Annotated in this window: 22 protein-coding genes, 1 tRNA gene and 1 pseudogene; 10 read left to right on the forward strand and 14 right to left on the reverse strand. The window is 55.4% G+C overall.

The window, feature by feature from the left end:
- Positions 1–371, forward strand: a pseudogene (locus CLV88_RS21900) (hypothetical protein); the annotation flags it as partial.
- A 266-nt stretch (positions 372–637) separates the two neighbouring features.
- Here CLV88_RS21900 and CLV88_RS21905 read toward each other — a convergent pair.
- The 8 genes from CLV88_RS21905 to CLV88_RS21940 all read right to left on the reverse strand — a co-directional run bounded on the left by CLV88_RS21905 (position 638) and on the right by CLV88_RS21940 (position 8,956).
- The gene (locus CLV88_RS21905; RefSeq protein WP_106610548.1) at positions 638–2,146 is read right to left on the reverse strand and encodes an aldehyde dehydrogenase (NADP(+)); all 1,509 of its coding nucleotides are present in this window, start codon (positions 2,144–2,146) and stop codon (positions 638–640) included.
- A 2-nt stretch (positions 2,147–2,148) separates the two neighbouring features.
- A complete protein-coding gene (locus CLV88_RS21910) occupies positions 2,149–3,144 on the reverse strand; it encodes a 4-hydroxythreonine-4-phosphate dehydrogenase PdxA (RefSeq protein WP_106610549.1) in 996 nt (331 codons plus the stop codon).
- A 2-nt stretch (positions 3,145–3,146) separates the two neighbouring features.
- Positions 3,147–3,857 carry a GntR family transcriptional regulator gene (locus CLV88_RS21915; protein ID WP_106610550.1) on the reverse strand — a complete coding sequence of 237 codons (711 nt, stop codon included), beginning with the start codon at positions 3,855–3,857 and terminating at the stop codon, positions 3,147–3,149.
- A 1-nt stretch (position 3,858) separates the two neighbouring features.
- Entirely contained in the window at positions 3,859–4,773 is a 915-nt protein-coding gene (locus CLV88_RS21920; RefSeq protein WP_106610551.1) for a dihydrodipicolinate synthase family protein, read from the reverse strand.
- Positions 4,770–5,945, reverse strand: coding sequence for an L-rhamnonate dehydratase (locus CLV88_RS21925; protein WP_106610552.1), 1,176 nt, complete (start codon positions 5,943–5,945; stop codon positions 4,770–4,772). Before CLV88_RS21925 ends, CLV88_RS21920 begins: the two co-directional genes overlap by 4 nt.
- A gap of 2 nt (positions 5,946–5,947) precedes the next feature.
- Positions 5,948–7,450, reverse strand: a complete 1,503-nt coding sequence (locus CLV88_RS21930; protein ID WP_106610553.1) for a tripartite tricarboxylate transporter permease — start codon at positions 7,448–7,450, stop codon at positions 5,948–5,950.
- A 5-nt stretch (positions 7,451–7,455) separates the two neighbouring features.
- Entirely contained in the window at positions 7,456–7,938 is a 483-nt protein-coding gene (locus CLV88_RS21935) for a tripartite tricarboxylate transporter TctB family protein (RefSeq protein WP_082649225.1), read from the reverse strand.
- Positions 7,939–8,005: 67 nt separating this feature from the next.
- Positions 8,006–8,956 carry a Bug family tripartite tricarboxylate transporter substrate binding protein gene (locus CLV88_RS21940; RefSeq protein WP_058276395.1) on the reverse strand — a complete coding sequence of 317 codons (951 nt, stop codon included), beginning with the start codon at positions 8,954–8,956 and terminating at the stop codon, positions 8,006–8,008.
- Between the two features lie 1,098 nt (positions 8,957–10,054).
- Here CLV88_RS21940 and CLV88_RS21950 point away from each other — a divergent pair.
- Genes CLV88_RS21950 through CLV88_RS21970 form a run of 5 tightly spaced genes read left to right on the forward strand, consistent with a single transcriptional unit; the run spans position 10,055 to position 17,147 of the window.
- On the forward strand, positions 10,055–10,960 hold the full coding sequence (locus CLV88_RS21950) for an NAD(P)-dependent oxidoreductase (protein ID WP_106610555.1): 906 nt from the start codon (positions 10,055–10,057) through the stop codon (positions 10,958–10,960).
- Entirely contained in the window at positions 10,957–12,660 is a 1,704-nt protein-coding gene (locus CLV88_RS21955) for a dihydroxy-acid dehydratase (RefSeq protein ID WP_106610556.1), read from the forward strand. Before CLV88_RS21950 ends, CLV88_RS21955 begins: the two co-directional genes overlap by 4 nt.
- A gap of 9 nt (positions 12,661–12,669) precedes the next feature.
- The gene (locus CLV88_RS21960; protein ID WP_106610557.1) at positions 12,670–14,010 is read left to right on the forward strand and encodes an NAD(P)H-dependent oxidoreductase; all 1,341 of its coding nucleotides are present in this window, start codon (positions 12,670–12,672) and stop codon (positions 14,008–14,010) included.
- A complete protein-coding gene (locus tag CLV88_RS21965; RefSeq protein ID WP_106610558.1) occupies positions 14,007–15,644 on the forward strand; it encodes a GMC family oxidoreductase in 1,638 nt (545 codons plus the stop codon). Before CLV88_RS21960 ends, CLV88_RS21965 begins: the two co-directional genes overlap by 4 nt.
- Before the next feature lie 24 nt (positions 15,645–15,668).
- Complete coding sequence (locus CLV88_RS21970) at positions 15,669–17,147, forward strand: aldehyde dehydrogenase (RefSeq protein WP_106610559.1); 1,479 nt, start codon at positions 15,669–15,671, stop codon at positions 17,145–17,147.
- 14 nt (positions 17,148–17,161) lie between these two features.
- Here CLV88_RS21970 and CLV88_RS21975 read toward each other — a convergent pair whose 3' ends face one another.
- From CLV88_RS21975 to CLV88_RS21995, 5 genes are all read right to left on the reverse strand, one after another.
- Entirely contained in the window at positions 17,162–17,752 is a 591-nt protein-coding gene (locus CLV88_RS21975) for a LysE family translocator (RefSeq protein ID WP_341477204.1), read from the reverse strand.
- Between the two features lie 71 nt (positions 17,753–17,823).
- Positions 17,824–19,290, reverse strand: a complete 1,467-nt coding sequence (locus tag CLV88_RS21980; protein ID WP_106610560.1) for a TRAP transporter large permease — start codon at positions 19,288–19,290, stop codon at positions 17,824–17,826.
- Positions 19,290–19,853, reverse strand: coding sequence for a TRAP transporter small permease subunit (locus CLV88_RS21985; protein WP_106610561.1), 564 nt, complete (start codon positions 19,851–19,853; stop codon positions 19,290–19,292). The genes CLV88_RS21980 and CLV88_RS21985 overlap by 1 nt, the downstream gene beginning before the upstream one ends.
- Positions 19,854–19,938: 85 nt before the next feature.
- A complete protein-coding gene (locus tag CLV88_RS21990) occupies positions 19,939–20,979 on the reverse strand; it encodes a TRAP transporter substrate-binding protein (RefSeq protein WP_106610562.1) in 1,041 nt (346 codons plus the stop codon).
- Positions 20,980–21,102: 123 nt separating this feature from the next.
- Positions 21,103–22,002 (reverse strand): LysR family transcriptional regulator, encoded by a 900-nt coding sequence (locus CLV88_RS21995; RefSeq protein WP_165798978.1) that lies wholly within the window; start codon positions 22,000–22,002, stop codon positions 21,103–21,105.
- A gap of 551 nt (positions 22,003–22,553) precedes the next feature.
- Here CLV88_RS21995 and CLV88_RS22000 point away from each other — a divergent pair.
- From CLV88_RS22000 to CLV88_RS22010, 3 genes are read left to right on the forward strand one after another with little or no spacing between them, the layout of a single operon-like run.
- Positions 22,554–22,958: a DUF3489 domain-containing protein gene (locus CLV88_RS22000; RefSeq protein ID WP_106610564.1), complete on the forward strand. Its 405-nt coding sequence runs from the start codon at positions 22,554–22,556 to the stop codon at positions 22,956–22,958.
- Between the two features lie 4 nt (positions 22,959–22,962).
- Entirely contained in the window at positions 22,963–23,376 is a 414-nt protein-coding gene (locus CLV88_RS22005; protein WP_106610565.1) for a DUF2924 domain-containing protein, read from the forward strand.
- On the forward strand, positions 23,376–25,004 hold the full coding sequence (locus tag CLV88_RS22010) for a recombinase family protein (protein ID WP_106610566.1): 1,629 nt from the start codon (positions 23,376–23,378) through the stop codon (positions 25,002–25,004). Before CLV88_RS22005 ends, CLV88_RS22010 begins: the two co-directional genes overlap by 1 nt.
- Positions 25,005–25,177: 173 nt before the next feature.
- On the opposite strand, the gene CLV88_RS22015 is transcribed toward CLV88_RS22010, so the two are convergent.
- Positions 25,178–25,253: transfer RNA gene (locus CLV88_RS22015), tRNA-Trp, on the reverse strand.
- A gap of 262 nt (positions 25,254–25,515) precedes the next feature.
- Here CLV88_RS22015 and CLV88_RS22020 point away from each other — a divergent pair.
- Complete coding sequence (locus CLV88_RS22020; protein WP_341477205.1) at positions 25,516–26,091, forward strand: lysophospholipid acyltransferase family protein; 576 nt, start codon at positions 25,516–25,518, stop codon at positions 26,089–26,091.
- Positions 26,092–26,244: the final 153 nt, after the last annotated feature.

Here is a 26,244-nt window from a genome sequence, read left to right on the forward strand (position 1 = left end):
GGTATGGCCGCCCCGGCAAGGGCAACGATAAAGGCAAGGTTGAGGGTCTGGTTGGCTACGGACGACGCAACTTCATGGTGCCGATGCCACGCTTTACCGACCTGCCCGACCCGGTGCCGCATCCCGACCACATCAAGATCGACATGAGCACCGGCGAGGCGCGTGTTGAGGGACCGTTTACCAAAGAAGAGAAAGCCGAGCTCGAAATGTTGCGCGCGAAGCGAGACGCCTGGCAGGAAGATCTCGAGGCCTACCGGGCGGACCTGGAAGCCGAGGAGGACGAGGGCATCCGCGACATCATCCGCGGTGAAATCGCCCATGTTGTACACGTTCTCGGCATCATTGACCGCGCGCTCTCCGTCGTGGATTGAGGCATAGCGTCCTGTTCAGTTCACCAAAACCGGCCGGGGTGAATGTTGTCCAGGGCAAGCTAATCGCGGCAACCAGTCGTTCGTGCCTCCCGCAGAAAAAAGCTGCTGTGAGCCCAATTTTCCGATGCTGCAGGAAGTACGAACTGGTGAAAAGTGCGTAAAGCCGCCATTGCCGCGCAGAACGGGCGGTTCAAAGCCGCCTGCACGGAATCAACGGCCAATGACAGCTTTCTGGCCAAAGATACGAGCGGCACCCTGCTTCGTTGCTAAAATTGTTCCTGCAACAGATCAGACGGCATGTTCTGAAAGCACACGGGCCGCAGGAACCGCCTGATCGACAGGGTTCCGACGGAGGTTGCCCCGAAATTGGTCGAAGCGGGATAGGGGCCTCCGTGCACCATGGTACCGCTGACTTCAACGCCTGTTGGGAAGCCATTTATCAGGATGCGCCCAGCCTTGCGCTCAAGGATTGGCACTAGCGACTTCGCGGTCTCCATATCACTCTCATCCATGTGCAACGTACAGGTCAGTTGCCCTTGCAGTGCCAGAGCAACAGCGCGCATTTGATCCAAATCATCAGCAACAACAATCAGACCAAGCGGGCCGAAAACCTCTTCTCCCAGTTCTGCGTTAGCCAGCCAATGTGCAGCCGTTGTCTGATACAGATACGGCGTCGCGGTTCGCTGATCACACATGGTGGTCAACATACCTTGGACCCCCTCGCTGGCAGCGATACGTGATTGTCCATTACGATATGCAGCGGCGATACCATCGGTAAGCATGGTTTGTTCACCAACCTGTTCCAATCCCTCGATCGCAGCCTCAGTCAGGGCCTTGGCGTGATCTTTAAGGATCACGACAATTCCCGGATTCGTACAGAATTGCCCTGCCCCCATTGTCAGCGATCCGGCCCAACCTGCGCCGATCTCCGCCCCACGCGACGACGCGGCCTCGGGCAGAATGAACATCGGATTCACGGAACCCAATTCACCGAAGAACGGGACCGGCTCGGGGCGGGCAGCGCAAAGGTCAAAAAGTGCGCGGCCACCAGCCAGCGACCCAGTGAACCCAACGGCTTTGATCAGCGGGTGTTGCACAAGCGCCTGCCCCACTTCGCGTGTTCCACCCTGAACCAGCGAAAACACACCCGGGTGAATACCGCATTTTACTATTGCTGCGTGAATGGCTTCGGCCACGATTTCGCCTGTACCTGGATGAGCAGAATGGCCTTTTACGACAACCGGGCAGCCCGCAGCCAGCGCCGCGGCGGTGTCGCCCCCAGCGGTAGAAAAAGCCAAAGGAAAATTCGACGCTCCAAAAACGGCCACAGGGCCAATCGGTCGCTGGATCATCTTGAGGTCTGGGCGCGGTAAAGGCGCGCGATCGGGGAGGGCTTCGTCATGTCGGAGATCCAGATAATCGCCTTGCAGGATGTGCGCTGCGAACAGGCGCAGTTGGCCCGTGGTACGACCACGCTCGCCTTGCAGACGTGCTTCGGGCAACCCAGTTTCCTGCGTTCCGATTTCTGTGATGGCCTCAGCGCGAGCTTCAATCTCATCAGCGATCGCGTTCAAAAACGCAGCGCGGTCCTCGCGGCTGGAATAGCCATATGACCAGAACGCTTCCTCAGCAGAGTTAACAGCATTGTCGACATGCTCCGCTGTCCCGACCGAGAAGTGATGTGAAGGGCCATGTGCAGGTTCGGAAGTAAAGTGACTTTCTCCGTCAACCCATTGGCCAGCGATGAGGTGTTTTCCGTGCGGTTCGAATGTCATGTTCAGTTATCCCAATGTGTGACCATGTCACAGGCAATATCAAAGGCGGCGCGGGTGGCACCGACGTCTGCTCGGCCCTGTCCGGCAATGTCGAAGGCTGTCCCATGTGCGGGTGTTGAAACCGGGAAAGGCAGCCCGCCCTGGACGGTTACACCACGATCAAATCCCAAGAGCTTCAAAGCGATCTGTCCCTGATCGTGATACATCGTCACAACGGCATCGATATCCTTGGCCACAGCCTTGAGAAACACCGTGTCAGAGGGCCATGGGCCGTCGATTGACATCTGTCCGCCAGCGAGCTTTTTCACGGTCGGTTCCAGAATGTCGATTTCTTCTGTTCCAAAATTCCCGCCATCGCCGGCATGCGGGTTGATCGCGGCCACGGAAATTCGCGGGCGCTGCACGCCTGATCGGCGCAACACGTTGTGGATCAAATGCACAGCTTCTGTGACACGCTCTTCGCTGATCGTGTCAGCGACATCGCGCAGAGGAATATGGCTTGTGACACGGCTCGTCCACATGCCGTCCAACGTGTTTAATTCCGAAATGTAGCTGGTTACGCCCAGCTTCTCGGCCATGTAGTGCAACTCATCATCATGTCCCAAACCTGCGAGGTGCATGGAGGCCTTGTTAAATGGACCAAAGACAATGGCATCGATAACACCGGTCTGAACGAACTCCAGAGCTTGATCCAGCGTTTGCAATACCGAAGCACCACCCTCCTGAGAAACTTCTGCTACCCTGATCTCATCCGGGGCGATGGTGTCCATTGCGTGGTGAGCGAAGCCCTGCTCGACAGTCCAGTTTGTTGTGACGTCGGCAGGGACCAGATCATATTGGCATTGGGCCACGTTCTGGCCGGCCTCAAATACGTGCGCATCGCCGATCAACAGGATATCAGCGGCATCTGCTACGCCCTCAGAACTCAGCAAGCGCGCGATCAACTCAGGCCCGATGCCGCTGGGGTCACCGGGGATAATGCCAATTTTGGGTTTCATGTTCAGTCCTCGGGGGCTCTGTCCGCGTCATCTGAATGAATGCGGGCGATGTTCTCGATTGTACTTTTCAGATGGTCTCTGAGTGCGCGGCGCGTTGCCTTGGCATCGCGTCTTTGCAGGGCGTCTGTGATGTCGGCATGTTGCGCCAGTGTGTTATCCCGGCGATCGACTTGCTGTGAAGAAAGAAAGCGCGCGCGCCAAAGTCGTGCGTTATACTGTCTGTGCGTTTCGATCAGGGGCTCATTCCGGCTGGCTTCAACGATGGCGGCGTGGAATTGCATGTCCAGTTGGAAGAACTCAAGCGGCTCCAATCGCGACGAATTTTTGGACATCCGGGCACCCAACCGCACGATCTCGGCGATCTCGGCCATTGTAGCCTCGATACAGGCCATTTCACCGGCCAGCGCTTCGAGAGCGCCAAGTACGGAAATATACTGCGTCAACTCATGCAGAGACGGGTCAGCTACACGCGGGCGACGGGTGGCAGAATATTCAACAAGCCCTTCAATTTCCAATAACCGCAACGCTTCGCGCAACGGTGTGCGGGACACGCCCAGAGCATCGGCAAGATCGCGTTCTGGAATAGCAGTTCCGGGGGCAAGTTTACCCAGAAGAATAAACTCCCGGAGGTTATCCGCCGCTTCTTCGGCCAGTGTGCGACGGGGTCGCACGCCACCTTCTTCTTTCAGGTTATCAATCCAGCTTTCACTCAATTCATTTCCCCCACTTCAGGACCATTGGATCCAGAGGTTTTAACAGGTCTATCAACCGGCTGCGGATGGCGGGATGCAAAGGAGGGATCGGATGCCGACAGAATTCCGACTTGATTACGCCGCCTTCGACCATGGCAGCCTTGCACGATTGCCAGCCACATTGCCGGTTTTCATGATTGATTGCCATAGCCACACGGCCATAGGCTGATGTCGCTTCGTCGATACGCCCGGCGTAGTGATGGGTCAGCACTGGCTTGATCTGGTCGACAATCATCCCGGAGGTCATGGAACCTGTCGCCCCGGCGTCCAGATCCGCCAAAAGCGTAATCGCCTCTTCGCCGTCGAAAGGCGCTTCAATGGCCTCGCTACCCTGTTCGATCAATGCACGGATCTTGTTAGCCGCACGCGGGCACTCGATCTTGAACAGCTTGACCGCTTCGATCTCTTTGGCCATGCGCACAAGAAGAGGCACAGGCAAATCTACACCTGACAGCGGCGCGTCCTGCACCATGATCGGGATACCTACTTTGCCCACGGCTTCGAATTGCTCAAAGCTCTGTTCAGGCGTGCCTTTCAGCAAAGCACCATGATAGGGGGGCATCATCATGACAATGTCGGCGCCAAGATCCTTGGCAAATTGCGCGCGTTCCACGGCGATCTGCGTCGCATAATGGCTGATCGTGACGATCACCGGCACGCGACCCGCAATATGTTCAACGGAAAGCCGGGCAAGAACCTCTCGTTCTGCATCGGAAATCAGAAACTGCTCAGAGAAGTTGGCCAGAATGCAGATCCCGTCTGCGCCCTGATCAATCAAACAATCCAGAACCCGCTTCATACCTTCAAGATCAAGCGAACCATCGGGGTTAAAAGGAGTGGGAGCAACCGGCCAGATACCAGTGTAAGTGCGGCTCATTCTTCCACCTCAAAGTCATGCAGGTGTTTGTCCGAGATCTCGATACCAAGACCGGGTTTGTTGTCATCCAGATCAAGGTATCCGTCGACGGCATCCGGGTCGCCTTCGAAGATGTAGTAGAACAGCTCATTACCGACTTCGACATCGAAGACGGGGAAATATTCACTGATCATACAGTTCGTATTGGCCATGGTCAGGTGGTAGTTGTGCATCTGCCCGGCGTGCGGGATCACAGGCACTTGGAAGGCTTCGGCGATGGCGTTGATCTTTTGCGCCGCCGTAATACCACCCACCCTGTTGGTGTCATATTGAAGAACGCTAACGGCCTTTTTCTCGATCAGATCTTTGCAACCAATAACCGAGAACTCATGCTCACCACCGGAAATTGGCACGATGTTCATGGCGTTCAGTTCCCGGTAGCCTTCGACATCATCCGCAATCACCGGCTCTTCCAGCCAGCGTGGTTCGTATTTGACCAACTTGGGCAACATCCGCTTGGTATAATCGAGGCTCCAACCCTGATAACATTCCAACATCAGGTCCACATCGTAACCGACAACTTCGCGGACCGCTTCCACCCGCTTGAGGTTTTCGCGCATGCCCGCCATACCGTCTTTGGGACCCCAGCCAAAGCGCATCTTGTAGCCTTGGTAGTTGTTCTTCTTCGCTTCCTCGGCTTCGGCCTGCATCATTTCGATCGGGCCAGAATAAAGCTTGGAATAATAGACCGGGATTTTCTCTTTGGTGCGCCCGCCCAACAGTTTGAACACCGGCTTTCCAGTCAGCTTGCCCATCAGATCCCAGATCGCCAAATCAATCGCGGAAATCGCGGTCATGCCAACACCTTTGCGGCCCCAGGCATGCGAGCGGCGATACATCTTTTCCCAAAGATAGGCATAATCAAATGGATCTTCGCCAATCACCATCGGCGCGAACCACTCGTCTATGGCTTTCTTCACGACATTCGGTGCAAGAGCTGCGTTACCAATCCCGACTGTACCGTCTTCGGTTTCAATCTCGCAGGTCAGCCACTGATGAAAGCGGAAGGACGACATAGCATCCCCTTTTTCCCACAAAACGTCACTCGCGTTGGTGCAGAAGTTGCCAGTTGGCGGAACGGTTTTTCCTTTCCAGTTCCAGACACGTGTGAGGACTGATTTAATTTTTGTCATTGTTATTCTCCAGTCGACTTAAGCGGCGAGCGTTGTTTGAAAAAGCGTCCCCAGATCGTCGGCCCAAACAGGGCCAAAACTGTGAGAACAAAGAAGAAGAGCGACAACGGGCGGGTTAGCATCAGCCACCATTTTTCGTCGAGCATGACCATGGATTGACCAAGACGGGTTTCAAGCATCCCACCAAGGATCAGGCCAATCGCCATAGGCACGACCGAGAAACCATGTCGGCGCATGAAGAAGCCCAAGATACCAGAACCGATGGCGATCCAGACGTCCATCATCGATTGCTCCAGCGCATAGGCCCCAACAATCGAGAAGATAAAGACAATGGGCCACAGGACCTGGATCGGGATCAACGTGACGCGAGCAAATATCTTGGCGCCCCAGAGCCCGATGAAGAAGAAGATTACGTTGACCAGCATCATCGACCAGAAGATGGCGAATGCGAAATCGGCCTGTTCCGTAAACATGGTCGGGCCCGGACGCAATCCATGCACCATCAGACCGGCAAGGATCACAGCGGCGGTGGGGCTACCTGGAATGCCCAGCGCAAGCGTTGGCACCATGGCACCACCGGTTGCCGAATTATTTGCCGCTTCAGAACCAGCAATTCCCTCCAGCGAGCCTTTACCGAACTCTTCGGGTTTCTTGGACCACCGCTTGGCCTCATTGTAACCGATCATCGAGGCCACAGTTGCGCCTTCGGCAGGTAGAATGCCAATGAATGTGCCGATACCTGATGATCGAAGAATGGTCTTCCAAACGCGCGAGTAATCCTCTCGGCTGGGTAATTTTATCGCTTTCATGATGACCTGTTTGCGTTCCACATGCAGGTTATCGGCCTGCACCAGAAGCTCCGAGATTCCGAAAACGCCGATCATGACAGGTACGAAGGGAATGCCTTCGCTCAGCTCGTTCATACCAAAGGTGAAGCGTTCGATCGAGGTCAGCAGGTCAATACCCACTGTGGCGACCAGCACGCCGAATGCGCCAGACAGGATGTTCTTGACTGGTGAACCGTCGCCGATAGTGGCGAGCATCGAAAGACCAAAAACGGTCAGGGCGAAGTATTCAGGAGGCGCAAAGTTGTAGGCCGCACGCGCCATTAGCGGGGCAGCGGCCATCAGGCACACAACCGAGATGATGCCACCAATGGTCGAGGAGACCGCCGCCATCCCCAGCGCACGGCCTGCCTCGCCACGTTGCGCCAGTGGATAGCCGTCAAGGCAAGTGGTGGCACTGGCCGAAGTCCCTGGCGTGTTGATAAGAATAGCGGTGATTGCGCCTGCAAAAGTGGCAGCGCAATAGATTGTCGTCAGGATGGCGATTGCCGGGATCGGCTCCATCGTGATGGTAAATGGCAACAGTAGCGCGACGCCTGTAGTGGCGTTAAGTCCGGGGAGCGCACCAACGAGGACTCCACCAAGGGTGGCTACAAAGATCAACATCAACAGATGTGGATCAGCTAACGCCAACAGTCCGTTCAGGATAGCTGCATCCATGGTCTTTATCCGTACCAGAGGTTAGTGAGCAGCCCGCGCGGGAAGCGGACCTCGAAAACGCCGTCAAACAGAAAAAAGACGGCAATTGGGGTGATCAGTCCAACGAGGAAAACGGCCCAGAAGCGGCGTTCTCCCCAAAGGGCTGCCAGCGATCCGGCGAATAGGCCAAGTCCGAGAAACAAATCGATTTCAGCGACAAGCAAGAACCCGATCAATAGCCCCATGGTCATTTGCACCATTTTTGTCAGTCGTTCAGGCGCGGCGCTGGTGTCGCGAAACAAGAGCCAGACTGACAGCATGATGATCAAACCGATCACAAGCTGGGGAAAGTCTTCGGGTTGCATTCCGCGTTTCAGAATTGGCGGCACCCGGTCAAACTGGGTCGACAACCAATAGGCCCAAGCACAAAACGCAATAATCCCCAATGGGACAGCATAACGGGAAATGTCTCGGCGGGGTTGATCGGTGGTGTCAGCGGCGTCTTGCATCTCATGTCATTCCTGAAAAAGGAAGTGCGGTACGGCGACAGGGAAGTCGCCGTGCCAACTGGTCAAATTATTCGATGAATCCCAGCTCTTTCAGAGCCGCTTCCATATCGGTGACCATAGTGGTGATCTGGTTGCCCCACTCTTCTGAACCAACAACCGAAGTGCTGTCGAGACCGACCGATTCCAGGAAGCCCTGATAAACGCCGTGGTTCATCGAGTTCATCAAAGCAGCTTCGATCTGTTCAGCCACTTCGTCAGGCGTGTCCTTGTGAACAACGAACCCACGTACCGTTGAGAAGCTAACATCAATGCCCATTTCCTTAGCGGTTTTTACGTCAGGCAAGCCTGCCATACGCTCATTCGCCAGAACAACAATCGGGCAAACGTCGCCAGCATCGATTTGCGAACCAGCTTCGGCAAGGTTCAGAACAGCTGCGTCAACCGCACCGGCAACCAGTTGGGTCGCCAATTCACCACCACCATCAAACGGGACGATTTTTGGGGTCTGCATGCCGCCTTTCTTGGTGAACATGAATGCCGATACGTCATCGATGTTGCCAAGATGGGTGGTGCCATAGCTGATAGGCGCTTCTTTTTGCGCCGCAACGAATGCGTCCGCGTCAGCATAGGCGCCACAGCGTACCATCAGGATTTGTGGATCATCTGTACCGCGTGCAATTGGACGGATATCATCCAGCGTCATTTCGGTTTTGCCCTTTGCGACAGTCGCCGCGTGACCAATGGTGAAGGTCAGGATCGAATAACCATCCGCGGGAACGGTCAGATAGTGATCCATGGCAACTGCACCGCCGCCACCCTTTTTGTTCACGACAACCATATCCGTTTTCAGCTCGCGACGGGCGCGCAGCATCATCATGCGGGTAGTGACATCCGTGCCGCCGCCGTTACCGGCGTGAGTGATGACTTCGATAGTCTTGGATGGGTACTCATCGGCACCTGCAATAGAGCCCGTTAGGGCCATTGCAGCGACCGATACGGTGGCAAGAAAGTTTTTCATTAGTTCCTCCTAGGTGTTTCAAACCGGCACTCCCTAGGGCCGATTCGTAATCTCGTGAGCATGATGTATCAGGTATTTGGAATTTGGTATACCAAAAAATGGCAACATTGAAATTTGATGAGCATTGGCACTGTTCCATAAACTTGAAAAAGGCCAACAATGTTTAAGCAATCGAAGCCCGCCGAAAACCATCGTCCCAGATTTTCGCAGCGAACGTAATGTGCGGACAGCCGTCGTTGGTGCAATCGCAGCGAAATCACACTTTGTCCGCTTTGCAGACCTTGGTGCAGTGCACAGCGAAGGTCTCTTGTGCGGGACACAACCGACATTCATTTTCCCGCCTTCGCTGATGCAGCATTTACTCGCAAGTGCGGCACGCTTATCGCTGCGTTGCGGCCGTTGCCGCCAGACCGGCCATTGAAAGCCAATCTGAGGTGCGAATTCAAGCAGCTCTTTTGTTATATTCGGATCGGGAAAGGACGAAGCGGGAAATTCGTGTTCGGAAAGTGCCGCCCGCCAACACAGCCCACATGTGGATTTTTCAGCTATGCCCAGTGCATCTTCAAGTTCGACGCCGAGTTATCATCCAGTGTTGTCGAGCTTTGTGTGTTTGAGCAGAAGTTGAACCGCTTTGATAATTCGAGTTTTGCGGCATCTCTGCTCTACTTTGGTCCGGCTCAGCGAATGAGTGCCGTTCCAGTTGGTTTCAGCCCAATTTCAGCCTCTCACCTCCGCACAAGCCGGGCATAATGGCGAGCTGGGGTGCGCTGACGGTTGTGAAACTTGCTTGGAAATTTGAACCTACATCCGTTCACTGCAGGTGAATTGATACCCGCGACAATGGTCTCCCATGTGTTTTCAGAAAGTTCGAACTGAGCGGGCCGCTTGGTTTTGTCGTGGATCACAGTCACCGTGTCACCAACTCGATCGTGTGACCCTCGCGAGATTGTTGCCCCGATTCAGGACGGTGTCGATTTACTAACAGTTCTTGGCCGTAAACTCGCAAGAGTCGAATGGGGGGATCACCATTCGGAATGCCTTGTAATGCCAAGCCCGATGATAGCCTCGAAACACGTTATGAGAAACGAGGCGCAGTCGATGAAATTTGGTTTTGTTGGATTAGGGCAGATGGGCGCGCCAATGGCGATCAACCTTGCCCTCAAACACGAGGTGTTGGTCTATGACCGAAATACGAGCACAGTTGCCAAGGTCGCGCGAAATGGTGCCAAAGGAGCGGGCGAGCCCGACCAATTTTCCGATGTCGATGTCCTGATCACTTGCCTTCCTGCTGCAAAGATCGTCGATAGTGCGCTGTTCGATTCAAATACAGGATTGGCGCAACACTTGAAGCCAAGCGCGCTCGTTGTTGACACCAGCACCATTGAATATGGTGCAACGCTGGAAATCAGGGACCAGCTACAGGCTGTCGGCTTGCGATTTCTCGACGCGCCGGTTTCGGGTATGCAAAAACGAGCCGAGGACGGGTCGCTGACTATGATGGTTGGTGGGAATGCAAAAGATCTGGCAGAGGTTCAGGGCGCTCTCTCCACTATGGCATCCAAGATTTTGCACATGGGCGATGTTGGTGCGGGGCAGCTGACCAAGCTGATCAATCAGCTGTTGTTTGATATCAACGCGGCGGCCCTCGCGGAAATTCTGCCTTTGTCCGCCAAATTGGGGATCAATCCCGAACAGGTCGCAGAAGTGGTGAATTCCGGAACCGGCCGCAGCTATGCCTCTGAGTTTTTCGTACCAAACATCCTGCAAGGTGATTTCAGCAATGGCTACCCGATGCAGGCCGCCTACAAAGACCTGATCAGCGGTGCAGAGATTTCTGCACGCCACAACATCCCGACGCCAGTTTTGGCCGCAGCGACAGCAACCTATCAGCAGGCCTTGTTGGAGGGGCATGGAGACAAGGACAAAGGCGGAATGATCCTGGTGTTTGAGCGTTTGCTCGGCACAGATTTTCGCGCGACCACATTCAAAGAGGACAAAGCATGAGCGAAGAACACGGCATTCGTGGCGGATTGACCAACTACGGCGACAAGGATTTTGCCGAATACCTGCGCTCGTCGTTTGCGCGGTCCATGGGCCTGTCAAAGGACATGTTGCGCAAACCAATTGTCGGCATTGCCGAAACGGGGTCAGGTTTCAACAATTGTCACCGCACGATGCCCGAGCTTGTCGAGGCCGTCTCGCGGGGCGTTCTGGCAGCGGGTGCATTGCCAAGACCCTTTCCCACAACGTCCTTGGGTGAAGTTTTCCTGAACCCTACTAGCATGGTTTACCGTAACCTGATGTCCATGGACACCGAGGAAATGGTGCGCGCGCAGCCGATGGATGCGGTCGTGCTGATCGGTGGCTGTGACAAAACGGTGCCCGCGCAATTGATGGGGGCAGCTTCGGCCAACATCCCCGCGGTGCAACTGGTCACAGGGCCAATGATGACAGGCCGCCATATGGGCGAGCGGTTAGGGGCCTGTACCGATTGCCGCCGGTTTTGGGGCAAGTACCGCGCGGGCGAGGTTGAGAGGGAAGAAATTGATCTTGTCGAAGGACGGTTGGCTACGACGGCCGGCACATGCGCGGTTATGGGCACGGCAAGCACGATGGCCTGCATTGCTGAGACGCTTGGCATGTCACTGCCCGGAAGTGCGGCGATCCCGGCGGTTCACTCGGATCGGCTGGTGGCAGCGGAATTCAGCGGCAAGACGGCGGTCGATCTGATCGCCAATCCGCGCCTCCCCAGTGAAATCATTACAGTGCATTCGGTCGAGAACGCATTTCGGGTTTTGATGGCTGTTAGTGGCTCGACCAATGCGATTGTGCATTTGACGGCTGTGGCCGGGCGCTTGGGCATTCGTATACCGAACGCGCGCCTGAACCAGATTTCAGACGAAACGCCGGTACTTGTAGACCTGAAACCCGTGGGCGACGGTTATATGGAAGACTTCTTTGCGGCTGGGGGAGTGGGCGCGATCCTGCGCGAAATCCGCCATCTGCTGCATCTTGATACGGTCGATGTAACCGGACAGGTTCTGGGGGATCGGCTGGAGCCGGAAATGGAATGGGTCGACCGCCGCGTGATCCGTGAATTTGACAAGCCTGTCTCGGATCAGGGCGGGTTGATCGCGCTCAAAGGCAATATCGCGCCGGATGGCGCTATTTTCAAACGCGCGGCGGCAACACCGGCGTTGTTCGAAACTGAAGGTCGTGCCATCGTTTTCGACGGTCTGGCAGACCTAGCCAAGCGCGTTGATGACCCTGACCTTGATATTGAGGCGGGTGATATCATGGTGTTGAAAGGCGCAGGCCCCATCGCCGCAGGCATGCCCGAGGCGGGTTATTTGCCAATCCCCAAAAAACTGGCGCGGGCCGGTGTGAAAGACATGGTGCGCATCTCAGACGCGCGCATGTCGGGCACCGCCTTTGGCACCATCGTGCTGCATATCTCTCCCGAAGCAGGCGCAGGCGGGCCATTGGCGGCTGTTCGAAATGGAGATCGGATCCGTCTGTCGGTGAAAGACAAATCCATTGACCTTTTGGTGTCAGATCAAGAAATCGCCAAGCGGCTTTGTGATTTTGCACCAGCCGAAGGCCACAAACGCGGCTACCGCGCACTATATGAACGAACGGTTCTTCAGGCCCCTGACGGCTGTGACTTTGATTTCCTCACGCAATCTGGCAAATCTGACAAATAGGGTTATTCGATGAATCTCTTCAAGAAATTGCAGGAACGTGCAACTGCCGGGAACCCAATTCGGGTTGGCATGATCGGGGCTGGAAAATTCGCCACAATGTTTTTGGCGCAAGCGGTGCGCATCCCGGCGATCCACATCGTGGGTGTGGTGGACCTCAATCCAGCAAACGCAAAATCAAACATGAAACTGGCGGGTTGGTCCTATGAGGCCCATAGTGCCGCCAGCCTCGATGACGCTGCGAACTCAGGCAAAACCCATGTCAGCGATGACTGGCAGGCGTTGACCGCACATCCGGCAGTCGACATTGTGATCGAGGCGACAGGTAATCCGCTAGCCGCTGTGACGCACTGTCTGGCCGCATTTGCACAAGGCAAGAACGTGATTAACGTGACCGTCGAAGCGGATGCGTTCTGCGGTCCCGGTCTGGCCCAAAGAGCAACTGAGGCCGGTGTGATCTACTCCATGGCCTATGGCGATCAGCCTGCGTTGGCCAGTGATCTGGTCGATTGGGCGCGCACCTGTGGCTTTAGTGTGGTGGCAGCGGGTCGCGGCCATAAATGGTTGCCGCATTACCGCCAGTCCACCCCGGACACGGTTTGGGATCACTGGGGCTTGACCCGTGAGCAGGCCAAACGCGGACGTCTGAACCCTAAGATGTTCAATGCCTTTCTTGACGGGTCTAAACCCGCCATCGAATCTGCGGCCATTGCCAATGCCACCGGGCTGGAGGCACCTGACAACGGCTTGGTTTTTCCCCCCGGTGGCATTGATGACATCCCCACCCTGATGCGTCCAAAATCCGAAGGGGGCGTTTTGGAGCGCAAGGGGCTGGTTGACGTCGTGTCTTGTCTGACCCGTGAAGGCGAACAGATCCCCTATGATATCCGCAAAGGCGTCTGGGTCGTTTTCGAGGCCGACACTGAATATCTGAAAAACTGCTTTGAGGAATACAAAGTCGTGACCGATCCCTCGGGCAAATACATGACGCTATACAAACGCTGGCACATGATCGGATTGGAGCTTGCTGTGTCGGTTGCATCGGTGGCCCTGCGGGCGGAGGCGACAGGTGCCGCGATTTGCTTTAATGCTGATTGTGCGGCAATTGCCAAGCGCGATTTGGCCGTGGGCGAGATGCTGGACGGCGAAGGCGGTTATACGGTGTCGGGTGGCTTGCGGCCCGCAGTATCTTCGGTACGGCAAGGCAATGTGCCGTTGGGACTGGCACATAATGTCCCGTTGATCCGGGCCGTGAAAGAAGGCGCTGCGATCACCTGGGATGACATCAAGATCGACAGAACCACAGACGCCTATAAACTGCGCACCGGCATGGAAGAACAGTTGCTGAAATGAGCACCGATGCCGATACCTTTGACTACGTGGTGGTCGGTGGCGGCACCGCCGGATCGATCATGGTAAATCGTCTTAGCGCAGATGGTGCCTCGGTTTGTCTGCTTGAGGCCGGTCCAAAGGACCGGCACCCGTTCATCCATATTCCAGCGGGCTACATCAAAAACATCTACTCGCCGAAATTGACGTGGAGTTTCAAGTCCAAACCGAACCCGGCAACCGCAAACCGGAGCTTTGCCTTGCCACAGGGTTGTGTGCTTGGCGGGTCGAGCTCGATCAACGGGTTGAACTATGTGCGTGGTCAAAGCGCTGACTATGACGCTTGGGCGCAGATGGGAAATACAGGCTGGAGCTACAACGAAATTCTCCCGTATTTCAAACGCTCAGAGCGGCGCATTGGACCAGGTGACGACGCCGTACGTGGCCGCGATGGAGAGCTACCGATCACCGATCTGGACCTGATCCATCCAATCTGCGAGGCCTTCATCGAGGGTGCCGCGCAAATGGGCATCCCACGCAATCCTGACTACAACAGCGGCGATCAGGCCGGAACCGGGTATTTTCAGCGCACCGTCCACAAAGGCTATCGCTATAGCGCGGCCAAGGCGTTCCTGCGCCCAGCTCGCAAGCGGTCCAATGTCGATATTCGTACCAATGCGCAGGCGGCTGAAATTCTTTTTGACGGGAGTCGTGTCAACGGCGTTCGGTATTGTCTGGGCAAGCAACGCAACCCCACAATCGAAGTCCACGCACGGCGCGAGGTCATTCTGTGTGCAGGAGCACTGAACACGCCCAAATTGCTGCAATTGTCAGGCATTGGCCCTGCCGAGGTTCTTGGCGGGTTGGGTATTAGGGTGCGAGCGGATCTGTGCGGCGTCGGTAATAACCTGCGCGATCACTACGGCGTGCGCATGGTTTCGCACCTGAAGGGCATCAAAACCTTCAATTCAATGGCGCAGGGTCTTCCCTTGGGGTTTGAGATTGCTAAATGGCTTTTGGGGCGTCCCAGCATCTTATCGGTCAGCCCGTCGCTGACGCATCTGTTCTGGAAATCCTCGGACGCGCTGGAAACGCCGGACCTTGAATATGTGATGACGCCTGCCAGCTTCCGCGAAGGCACGGTAGGCCTTTTGGACAATGTGCCGGGTATGACTGTTGGGGTCTGGCAAATGCGACCAGAGAGCCACGGCTTTGTCCGTCCGGTATCCCGCAATCCGTTTGATCCGCCTGAGATCAACCCGAACTACCTGTCTGATCCGCGTGATCAGCAGGTGCTGCTGCGATCAATCCGATTGGCGCGCAAGCTGATGACCACTGCGCCCTTGCAGCCATATCTGACCGGCAAGACCAACCCTGATCAAAGCCTCGAGAGCGATGATGAGTTGCTGGATTGGGCAAAGCGCGAAGGCATCACGGTTTACCACATGATCGGAACCGCGCGGATGGGACCGGATGATGATCCAGGCGCGGTAGTCGACAGCCAACTTCGTGTGCGGGGCCTGCAAGGTCTGCGCGTCGCCGATGCTTCGGTCATGCCTGTCATGCCGTCGGGCAACACCAATGCGCCTGTGATGATGATTGCCGAAAAAGCCGCTGACATGATCCTTGGCAAAACAGTTACACCCGCAGACCTCTGACGGGTTTTCAACAGGAGACAACACATGAAAACCTACCAGATGTATATCGACGGCGCGTGGACAGATGCCGCGGGCAAAGAGACATTCGAAAGCAAGAATCCCTACACGGGTGCGCCTTGGGCCGTGATCCCTCGCGGGCAGCAAGAGGATGCAGATCGGGCTGTTGCAGCAGCGACACGTGCCTTTCGCTCGGACGATTGGGCGGGCATGACGGCCACCAATCGCGGACACCTGTTGCGCAAGCTGGGTGATTTGATCGCTAAAAATGCCGAAGCGCTGGCTCGGACCGAGGTTCAGGACAACGGCAAGCTGTTCAACGAGATGTTCTTTCAGCTGAAATACGTGCCGGAGTGGTTCTATTATTACGCAGGCCTCGCCGACAAAATCGAAGGCAGCGTAATCCCGATTGATAAACCCGACATGCTGAACTTCACCCGCTATGAGCCTCTGGGTGTCTGCGTTGGCATCACCGCGTGGAACTCACCCCTGCTGCTATTGGCCTACAAACTCGCACCGGCATTGGCGGCTGGCAATACGTTTATCGTGAAGCCGTCGGAATTCACCTCGGCCTCGACATTGGAACTGGCAAAGATCGTGGATCAGGTTGGCCTGCCCAAAGGTGTGTTCAACGTGGTGACGGGGTTTGGTGCGGAAGTGGGGGCCAGCCTTGTCGAACATGAAGGTGTCGCCAAAGTGGCCTTCACCGGCTCCGAACAAACCGGACGCCACATTGCCGAGGTCGCCGCGCGGACGTTCAAGAAGGTGACGTTGGAACTGGGTGGAAAATCCCCCAATATCGTCTTTGCCGATGCTGAAATGGACAATGCTGTTAACGGCGTGATCTCGGGCATTTTCGCCGCCTCGGGCCAAACCTGCATCGCCGGATCACGTTTGCTGGTCGAGCGCAGTGCCCATGACGCGTTCCTCGACAAATTACTAAGACTTGCCAAAATCGCGCGGATCGGTGATCCGATGAACACCGACACCCAGGTGGGTCCAGTCACGACCGAGCAACAGCTGGAAAAGATTCTGGGCTACATTGACGTCGCCAAAGGTGAAGGCGCGGAGACCCTGATGGGCGGCGGCAGACCCGACCGGCCAGAGTTGGGCAATGGCTGGTTTGTTGAACCCACCATCTTTGGCGGGGTACGCAACGACATGCGCATTGCACAGGAAGAGGTATTTGGCCCGGTTCTGTCTGTCATTCCCTTTGACAGCGCTGATGAAGCGCTGAGCATCGCCAATGACAGCAGTTATGGCCTTGCTGCGGGGGTGTGGACGCAGGACATTCGCAAGATCAAACATTTCTCGGAACGACTTCAGGCGGGGACCATTTGGGCAAACACCTACCGCGTGATCAGCTACATGACCCCGCTGGGCGGTTACAAGAATTCCGGACTGGGTCGTGAGAATGGCCAGAACGCGATTTACCAGTATTTACAAACCAAGAGCGTGATGATTTCAACGGCTTCCGAGGTCGCCAATCCCTTCATCATGCGCTGATCCGATTTCGCGTTTTAGGCAAATATCAGAATGATTGTGCTCGCCATCAATGCGGCCATCAAAGTCATAAAAGCGCGCCAAACATTCTCGGAACGCAAGAAATTCGAAAGCAAATGGCCAAGTGTTGTCCAAAACAGGCACACACCCAGATTGATGCCCGCGAAAACAACGAACAAGCGCAGTGCTTCTTGATGGGGGGCAAGCCCAATGCCAAATCCTGCTGAGGCCGCGAGCGCGATCGCCCAGACCTTGGGATTTACGGCCTGAAACAGAATTGCCTGACGAAAAGTAAATGGGCACCCACGGTCTTGTGTTCTTTCGGTGCGCCCTGCCAAGGCTGTCTGCCATGCCAGCCACAAAATCCAAAGAGCGGCCCCTATTTGAAACAGCAGTTTCAGTGCCGGTAAGGTCAGCAGAAGTGTGCTCAGCCCAAGTGCGCTTCCGGCGGCCAACATTCCAGTCCCAAACGGAACGCCCAGCAGGTGTGGAACCGTAGCCCTGAACCCGAACCTTGCACCCGATGCGGTCAGCATGACGACATTCGGGCCAGGCGAAAACAACCCAGCCAGTACAAACAGAAACAATGGAAGAGTTTCGGCTATCAATAGCTTTCTCACAAACGACAAGGCAGGTGCCGCAAAGGTGCAGCACCTGCCAAATGTAACATATCATATGCTTAGTTGAGCAACACTCTGGGAAGCCAAAGCGCGATCTCTGGAAACAGGATCACCAGTGTCAGACCAAACAGCTGCAATATCACAAACGGGATGATGCCGCGATAGATCTGTTGGATCTTTACCTCCGGCGGCGCGACAGCCTTGAGGTAAAAGAGCGCAAAACCAAAGGGCGGCGTCAAGAACGAGGTTTGCAGGTTGATGGCAATCAGGATTGCGAACCAATACACGACGTCAAATCGCGAGACGTGATCGCCAAAGTCCAGTTGTGCGATGATGGGTGCGAAGACGGGCAGCACGATCAGCGTGATCTCGATCCAGTCAAAGAAGAACCCCAACACAAAGACTAGACCAAGCAGCAGGAACAACAAACCCCATGGGCCAAGACCCATCGCCTCAACAGTGCTGATCACCAGATCATCGCCACCTAACGCGCGGAAGATGTAGCTAAAGAAAGTCGCGCCGACGAACAGGCCGAAGATCATCGCATTGGTTTGTGCCGTACTGTCGACCACGCCGGACACCGTGCGTCCGAACTGCACCAGTTTTCTCCACAAAGATGTGGCAACAACGGTGGCAGATTGCGTGCTGGCATCTGGCCCCTCAAGTGTGAAGTCCTTTACGCCCATCGAGGGCAAGATCACCAAATTGAAGAACCCCAATAAAATCGCGCCTAATGCACCGACGCCAGCCGCCTCGGTTGGGGTTGCCACGCCCCCAAGGATTGAGCCGAGCACCATGCCTATCAGGATAACAGGGGGGACAAAGCTACGCAGGATCATGACCACTACGCCACCGCGCGTTTGCGGGCCGAGAGCCTCAGATATTGGCGGTGCCAAAGACGGGTTAAGCCAACAGCGAATGACGATATAGGCCATGTAGAGCGTCGCCAGAATGAGGCCAGGAAAGATCGCCGCCACAAACAGATTGCCCACTGAGCGCGACAGCAAATCTGCCATGATCACCAGCATGATCGACGGCGGGATCAGGATGCCCAGCGTTCCGGACGCCGCAATTGTGCCGGTTGCAAGGGCATGATCGTATTTGCGCTCAACCATGATCGGCAAAGCCAACAGGCTCATCATGATGACAGACGCCCCAATGATACCTGTCGTGGCTGCCAGAATTGTACCCATGATGGTCACAGACAGTGCGAGACCTCCCGGAACTCGCCGCATCAGAACTTGAAGGCAATTCAGCAGGTCGCGCGCAGCGCCGGATTTTTCCAGCATCGTGCCCATGAACACAAACATCGGGATCGCTGTCAGGATGAGGTTTTCCATGACACCGCCAAAAATACGCGACGGCAGTGTGGAGAACTGAATAAAGGCAAGCTCATCTGCGGCAATGCCGATCAGGCCAAAACCCAGACCAACACCGCCCAGAACCCAGGCAACCGGAAAGCCGCTAAACAGCAGGAACGCAAGAGCGACAAACATCAACAGCGGGAGGAGTTCGACAATGCCCATCAGTGGCCACCCCCGATTGTCGTGGCTTTCATGTCATTGGGAAGCCTTCCGGCCAGTCCTACGATTGATTTGATAAGCTGGGATATCCCGGCCAGTCCGATCAAAACGAAAAGCATGATCAATCCGCTTTTCAGGATCCACAAATCCGTCAAGCCAGTTTGGGATTTTGAAATTTCGCCAGAGATATAGGACCGAACGACATAGGGCCAGGACAGCCAGGCCCCCAGAAAGGAATAAGGGATCAAGGCCAGTAGGATGCCCATGATTTCAATTATGTACTTGGCACGATCCGAAAGGTTTTCGCGGATCAGATCAATGCGCACGTGGGATTGTCTTGTGTAGGCATAGCCCACGACCAAAACGATCAGAAAACTATGCAGCCAGTACTCGGATTCCTGCAACATTGTTGAGGTCAATCCAAATACCTTGGGTACGCCCAGATAACGGGTGGTCACGTCATAAGTGACAACGAGTACAAGAAGCAGCGCGCACCAAGCGCCAATCTTGGCCATAACCCAGAGAAACCCATCGATTGCGCGGCTAACCGCCAAAGCGCTCTGCATTGGACACCCCTTCCTTCGTTTCTTGACTTGAAAATGAGTAAACCCGGCTGACAGTCAGCCGGGTTCTTTGTTTAATCTCAGTTCATCAATCGAGGTAGGCCAGATCTTTCCAGACTTTGTAGTCAGCACGGAAGGCCTGAAGGTTTTTCCAAACCCGGTCAAAGTCAGGGTTTTCCTCGGCCATCTCAATGGCGATCCCATTCCATTCAGCCTCAAGCGTGTCGAGGAATTCATCTGGCCAACGGTGGGTCGTCACACCTTCGGCACGCATCTCAAGCAGTGCCTTGCCTTGAATGGCTTCACCCTCTGCCAGCTGCGTTGCGACAGTCGCGCGGCATGCCGTCGTAATGATCGCACGTTGCTGATCCGTCATGCCGTCCCAAACAGCCTTGTTCACAAGAAGTTCCTGAATGGTCGACTGTTGGTGCCAACCGGGGAAGTAGTTGTGTTTGGCAAGATTGTAGAACCCCAGGTTCTGATCGATTGCGGGCATCGAGAATTCGGTCGCATCAATCGTGCCACGCTCCAGTGCTGGATAAATGTCGCCACCGGCCAGAAGCTGGGTGTCGACACCCATTTTCTGCATCACCAAAGCGCCAAGGCCGTAAAAGCGCATTTTTAACCCTGCAAGGTCCTCTGCGGAGTTGATTTCTTCTTTGAACCAGCCAGAGGTTTCCGGCGAAACGATGCCGCAGACCTGCCCGTGGATACCGACGGGATGGTACAACTCGTTCATCAACTTTTCGCCATCGCCATTCCACATCCATGCCAGGTATTCACCGGGTCCCGGACCAAATGGCACAGCAGCAAACAGGTTCAGGGCAGAGTTTTTGGCACCCCAGTAACCCGAGGTTGACCAACCTGCGTCTACCGCTCCGGTAGATACATTGTCATAAATTTCCAACGCAGGAATGAGAGCATTAGGGTCATAGAACTTGACTTCAATGTCACCACCAGAGATCAGATTTACGGTGTCTGCAAACCGCACACCAGCTGTACCCAGTTGGGTCAACGAACCGGCGAAGGTTGATGGCATGTTGATCTTGATTTCTTCGGCCAGTGCCGGTGCGGCGACGACGCCTGCCAGCATCGCGGCGGCGGTGATCGCCTTGGATGTTCTGTTCATGGTTATCCTCCCATAGGATTGCTTTTGTTGTGCAATCTATGGGTAACGCCTGTACCGCCGCTTTCAGGAGTCTCGAATTCCGAATGGGGGTATCACCGTTCGGGATGGCAAAGACATGCCGGGCTATGTGTTCCCCAAGTTCTGGGAAATCAGATGTTCCACCAAAGCGCGAACAGGACGGGACACTGCGTTCAAATCCTTCACGGCAAGTTTTAGCGTCCGAACAGCCCAGTCTTCGTCAATTTCTTGCATCCGTAATTGCGCACTTTCAAGGTAGGGTTCAACTGCACCAAGGGGAAGTACTGCAACCCCCAGACCTGCCTCGACCATCCGGCGTACACCATCAAAGCTAAGGGTTTCGACACGTGTCTTGAGTGTCAGCCCCTGTTCCGCGGCACGCGCCTCCAAGAACGCCTGAAGTGAACTACCTGATTGCAGGCCCACCATAGCAAGCTTGGCAAATTCAGCGAACTTCACTGGATTGTCGGGTCGGAATGGATGATCCTTCCCCATAACCACCACCAGTGTATCTCGTCGGTAGGTTAGAACCTCCAGTTCCGGTTCTTCAACCAGCCCCGAAAATATGCCCAGATCGGCCAATCCATCCCGCACCGCCGTCAGGATTTCGTCAGATGTCTGCTCGCTGAGATCGATCCGCACATCCGGATAATCCTCGACGAAGCCGGCCAAGTCTTCGGGGAGAAACTGCGTAATCGCCGATGTGTTCGCCGCAATGCGAACCGACCCTTTCGCTCCTGATGCGAAATCAAGCATCTGGGTTTCCATGCGTTCTACCAGACTGAGCACGTTCGAGGAATGCCTGGCGAGTTCACGGCCCGCGGGGGTCAGCTCTACGCCTCGCGTTTGCCGATAGAACAACGGCGTCCCGATCTTATCTTCCAAATCGGAAATGCGTTTGCTGATCGCCGACGCTGCGACGTTTTCTGCCTCAGAAGCTTGCGCAATGCTGCCCGCTTTGGCGACGGTCAGGAACATTTTCAATGTTATCAGATTAAACGACATGGTTTTTCCACAAAAATTTGCAACATTTCGGAATGGTTCAATTGCATAAGACATTCCACGCTACGAAGCAGGCGATCTGATTTCATCCTACACATGTTAGGGTGCTAGTGCTCAAAATAGTAGTGAGACCTACGTCAGTTTAACCCTATCCACACGCTTCAAATCCCGAAGCGTCAAATGGTCATGCCTGGCATCTCGGATCACGATGGCTACCGCAAAAACTGTTGATCTTGCGCTTCAGTCAACATGCCCAAGCTTAACTGCAGCCCTGCAAGCGCTAACTGGGCTTAAAACTGCAAAATTTATTTCATGCCTGTCGGGCAAGTCTGAAGCCCACCGTTGGTTCCAAGAGTGTGGATGAACGAAAAAGCCACAACACGTGAATTGGGTCGAATTTTTCCACTGCGTGGAACACGAGAGCCGGTTTGTCTGCCGCATGGCAGCGTCGTGTTCTATGCAATTGCGGAAATTTTTGTGCTGCGTGCACTCGCAGCGAGAATCTCGAATTTACAAGTTGGGCTCTCAGCAGACCTTTTCTGCGCGGTGCACTTATGGCCGCATTCCGCCCTTTTTCCAGAAACAACTGGACTTCTGCGCGTCATGGAGCGGTAGTGTTCGCAGTTTTGATGCCGCCCGGAAACACCGGGCTCCACTCAGTACAAGGCGAAGGGTTGGCCTTCGTTGAAAGAGTGGAGCAAACGATGACGATCGAGACCAAGCAAGAACCCAAAGTCACAAACATTAATGCGATCAAGGCAAAGCCTAAGCGGCAGGAACAACTCTCAAAGCTTCTGAACCGCAAGTCTGGTGCAACAATTTCACAGATTCAAACCGCTTTCGGTTGGCAGCCGCATACGGCGCGGGCTGCACTTTCGACGCTGCGCAAAGCCGGGACAGCGATTGAACGGTCCGACACGGACAAAGGATCAGTTTACCGTATCGTCAGTGAGGCCTGAGACGATGGATGCGGATCAGACACTCAGGCTTGAGCAGGCCGTCGCGGCCATAGACAAGCTAGACCGAGGCGAATGCTTGGATCGATGGCGTGAGGCCTTCAGCCGGCCCCCGCCGAAGCATCTCTCACTGCAGTTCATGAAACGGGTGCTGATCTGGGACCTGCAGAACCAGATGCTGGGTAGTGTGTCGGCAAAAGCCAAGCGCCGTCTTAAGCAAATCGCAGCCGGGCAATCAGTGCCCGCGACAGCAAAACCGGGATCCCACCTGGTTCGGGAATGGAACGGCAGGACTTATCAGGTTGAAGTGGTGGATTGCGGCTACATCATGGATGGCAAGACCTGGCGGTCCTTGTCGGCCATCGCCAGACATATCACCGGTGCCCGATGGTCTGGACCACGCTTCTTCGGTGTGCAGTGATGCGACGGATCCGTTGTGCCGTCTACACCCGCAAAAGTTCCGAAGAGGGTTTGGAGCAGGACTTCAACTCTCTTCATGCGCAACGGGAGGCCTGTGAGGCCTATATCACCAGCCAGAAACAAGAAGGCTGGGAGATACTGCCGGACCATTATGATGACGGTGGGATCTCGGGCGGTCATCTGACACGTCCGGCGCTGCAGCGGCTGATGCAAGCGGTGGACGAGAAACGCGTCGACCAGATCGTTGTCTACAAGATCGACCGTCTAACCCGGTCACTGGCCGACTTTGCCAAGCTGGTTGACCGGCTAGATGCGGCAGAGACGTCCTTCGTCTCGGTGACACAAAGCTTCAACACCGCCACCAGCATGGGGCGCCTGACGTTGAACATGTTGCTGAGCTTTGCACAGTTCGAGCGCGAAGTGACCTCCGAGCGCATTCGCGACAAGATAGCAGCATCGAAACGCAAGGGCATGTGGATGGGTGGACATGTCCCCCTTGGCTACCGCGCGGATGGCCGGACGCTGAAGATCGACGAGACTGAGGCGCCCACTATCCAGGCGCTCTACGACCTCTACCGGAAACTGGGTTCTGTTCGAAAAGTGAAAGACCGCGCCGACGCCCTGGGCCTCAGGACTCGGCGTCGAGAACGATCAGGGGCGCGAGTGTCCGGCGGAATTCCTTTCGACCGTGGTCATCTCCATCATATTCTCAGCAATCCGATCTATGCCGGGCGAATCCGGCATAAAGGGCAGGTGTATGATGGGCAGCATCCAGCCATCATCGACCCACAGGCGTGGGACAGGGTTCAGGAACTGCTGCAAAACGGTGCCGCAATCTCACGCGGCTCCAGGAAAAAAACAATCACTTCACCGCTGGCTGGCAAGCTCTTCGATGAGACCGGCGATCGCCTGACGCCCAGTCACAGCCGGAAGAACGGCAAGCGTCTGCGGTACTATGTCTCCCGGCGGGTGATTGCGGGTGGCTGCGAGCAACATCCGGATGCCTGGCGCTTGCCTGCTGAACAGGTTGAGGGGGTGCTGACGAAACTAGTCGGGCGCCATCTCGGAAGGCCTGATGCGGTGACATCAATGACACAGGGTTTGTCAGCGGCGGAGATCAAGGCGACCGCCGAGAAACTGACGAAGTGCATCAGCTCGGCTGACTGCCTGAATTTGATCGAACGGGTACATCTGCGACCAGGCGCGATGCGCATTCAGTTGGACCCTCAGGCTCTTACAACACAGCTAGAATGCCTGTCGGGGCAGATCAACGCATCGGAACTGACAATCGAAGCTCCTTTCCAAATGCGCAGGCGGGGGGTCGAGTTGAAATTGCATCTTGGTGACCCCCCGCAGGAGGTCGACAAAACGCTTGTGCGGAACATCGCAAAGGGGCGTCGCTGGTTGGCGATGATCATTGATGGCAAATCTTTCCCGGAAATCGCAGAGGTTGAGAACGTATCAACGCGCCGCGTCCAGGGCATCGCCGGTCTCGCACTTCTCGCACCTGACATTCTGGATGCCATCACGCTTGGTGAACAGCCCGGCGGCCTGACCACCGATTACCTGATCAAGACCCGCTTCTCCGCTGTCTGGTCAGAACAGCGCACGCAGTTCGCTGCGCTCTGACAGCCACCCTCCCCAAACTCGTACCGCCGGAATAGCAAACAGAGACTTCGGCCCGAAAACGGTCCTAATAGCGCTCTGGATCGCGTCTCACTTCAAACCACGCCACGCCAAGCGCCGTGAAACACGCGACAATACCGGGCCAAACCAGCAGTGTCGAAAATCAAGGAAGTGTTTGGCAGGGGCACCAGGGTTCGAACCCGGGACCTACGGTTTTGGAGACCGTCGCTCTACCAACTGAGCTATACCCCTACAGTGGGGCATGTCCTAGTCGACTCAAACGTAAGTGGCAAGAGGGAAATGGCGGGATTTTCCGCGGGAAGGGACGTATAGGAAACTGTTTCAACACTGCGGGGAAACACTCTAAAGAATACGGAAAAAGGACAGTGCCGTGAGCCTTCGAAAACGAATCGCCAATAGCCCCGCGTTCAACCGCGCCGTTGAAGGATTGTTCGCCAGGTATGTTAGGTTTGCCTATCGTACATCTCGATGGTCTCGGGAAGGTTTCGAGGAGATGGACGAACTCGTTCGTAGCGGCCAACCAGTGATCATTGTGGCCTGGCATCAGCGGCTAATCTTGGCGCCTTTTATCTTCAATGGCCCACCAGGCTCTCGTATCTGCGCGCTAACGTCCGCTGCGCGCGCTGGGCGATTGGCGGGGCAAATCTTTGTGCGATTTGGCTGGGAAACCATCCCAATGTCCAGCCATAAGCGCCACGTAACCCTATCCCGCGAGGTGTTGCGCTTGTCTCGTGAGGGCGTCTCAACAGCGATTGCTGCTGATGGCCCGCGTGGCCCTGCCCGCAATTGCTCTACTGTACCAATAGTTTGGGCCCGCACGACCGGAGCGCGGGTCTTCGTAAGCACTTTTGCTCAGAAACGTGTGCTTCGGTTGCCAACATGGGACAAACAAATGTTGCCACTCCCGTTTTCCCAAGGGGTCATTATGGGCAAGGAATGGACTGGCAAAGTTCCCCGCAAAGGCACCGAAGAAGAATACGAAACATTACGCCTTGGTATCGAGGCCGCACTTGATAACATCACCGATGCGGCGGACGCGGCGTTGGGCAAACCTTCTGAAAAATTCTGAACGGTTCTGCAGTCGGCGCTGCCCAAAGAAATTTCTGCAAAACCGCGCCGTTTCACACAAAAAAGGGCCGCCCAATGGGCGGCCCTTTGTTCATTCAGAGGGTCTCTGAATTAGTCTACGATTTTGGACACAACGCCCGAACCAACCGTGCGG

Source organism: Shimia abyssi (assembly GCF_003014475.1).
GTDB classification, from domain to species: Bacteria; Pseudomonadota; Alphaproteobacteria; order Rhodobacterales; family Rhodobacteraceae; genus Shimia; species Shimia abyssi.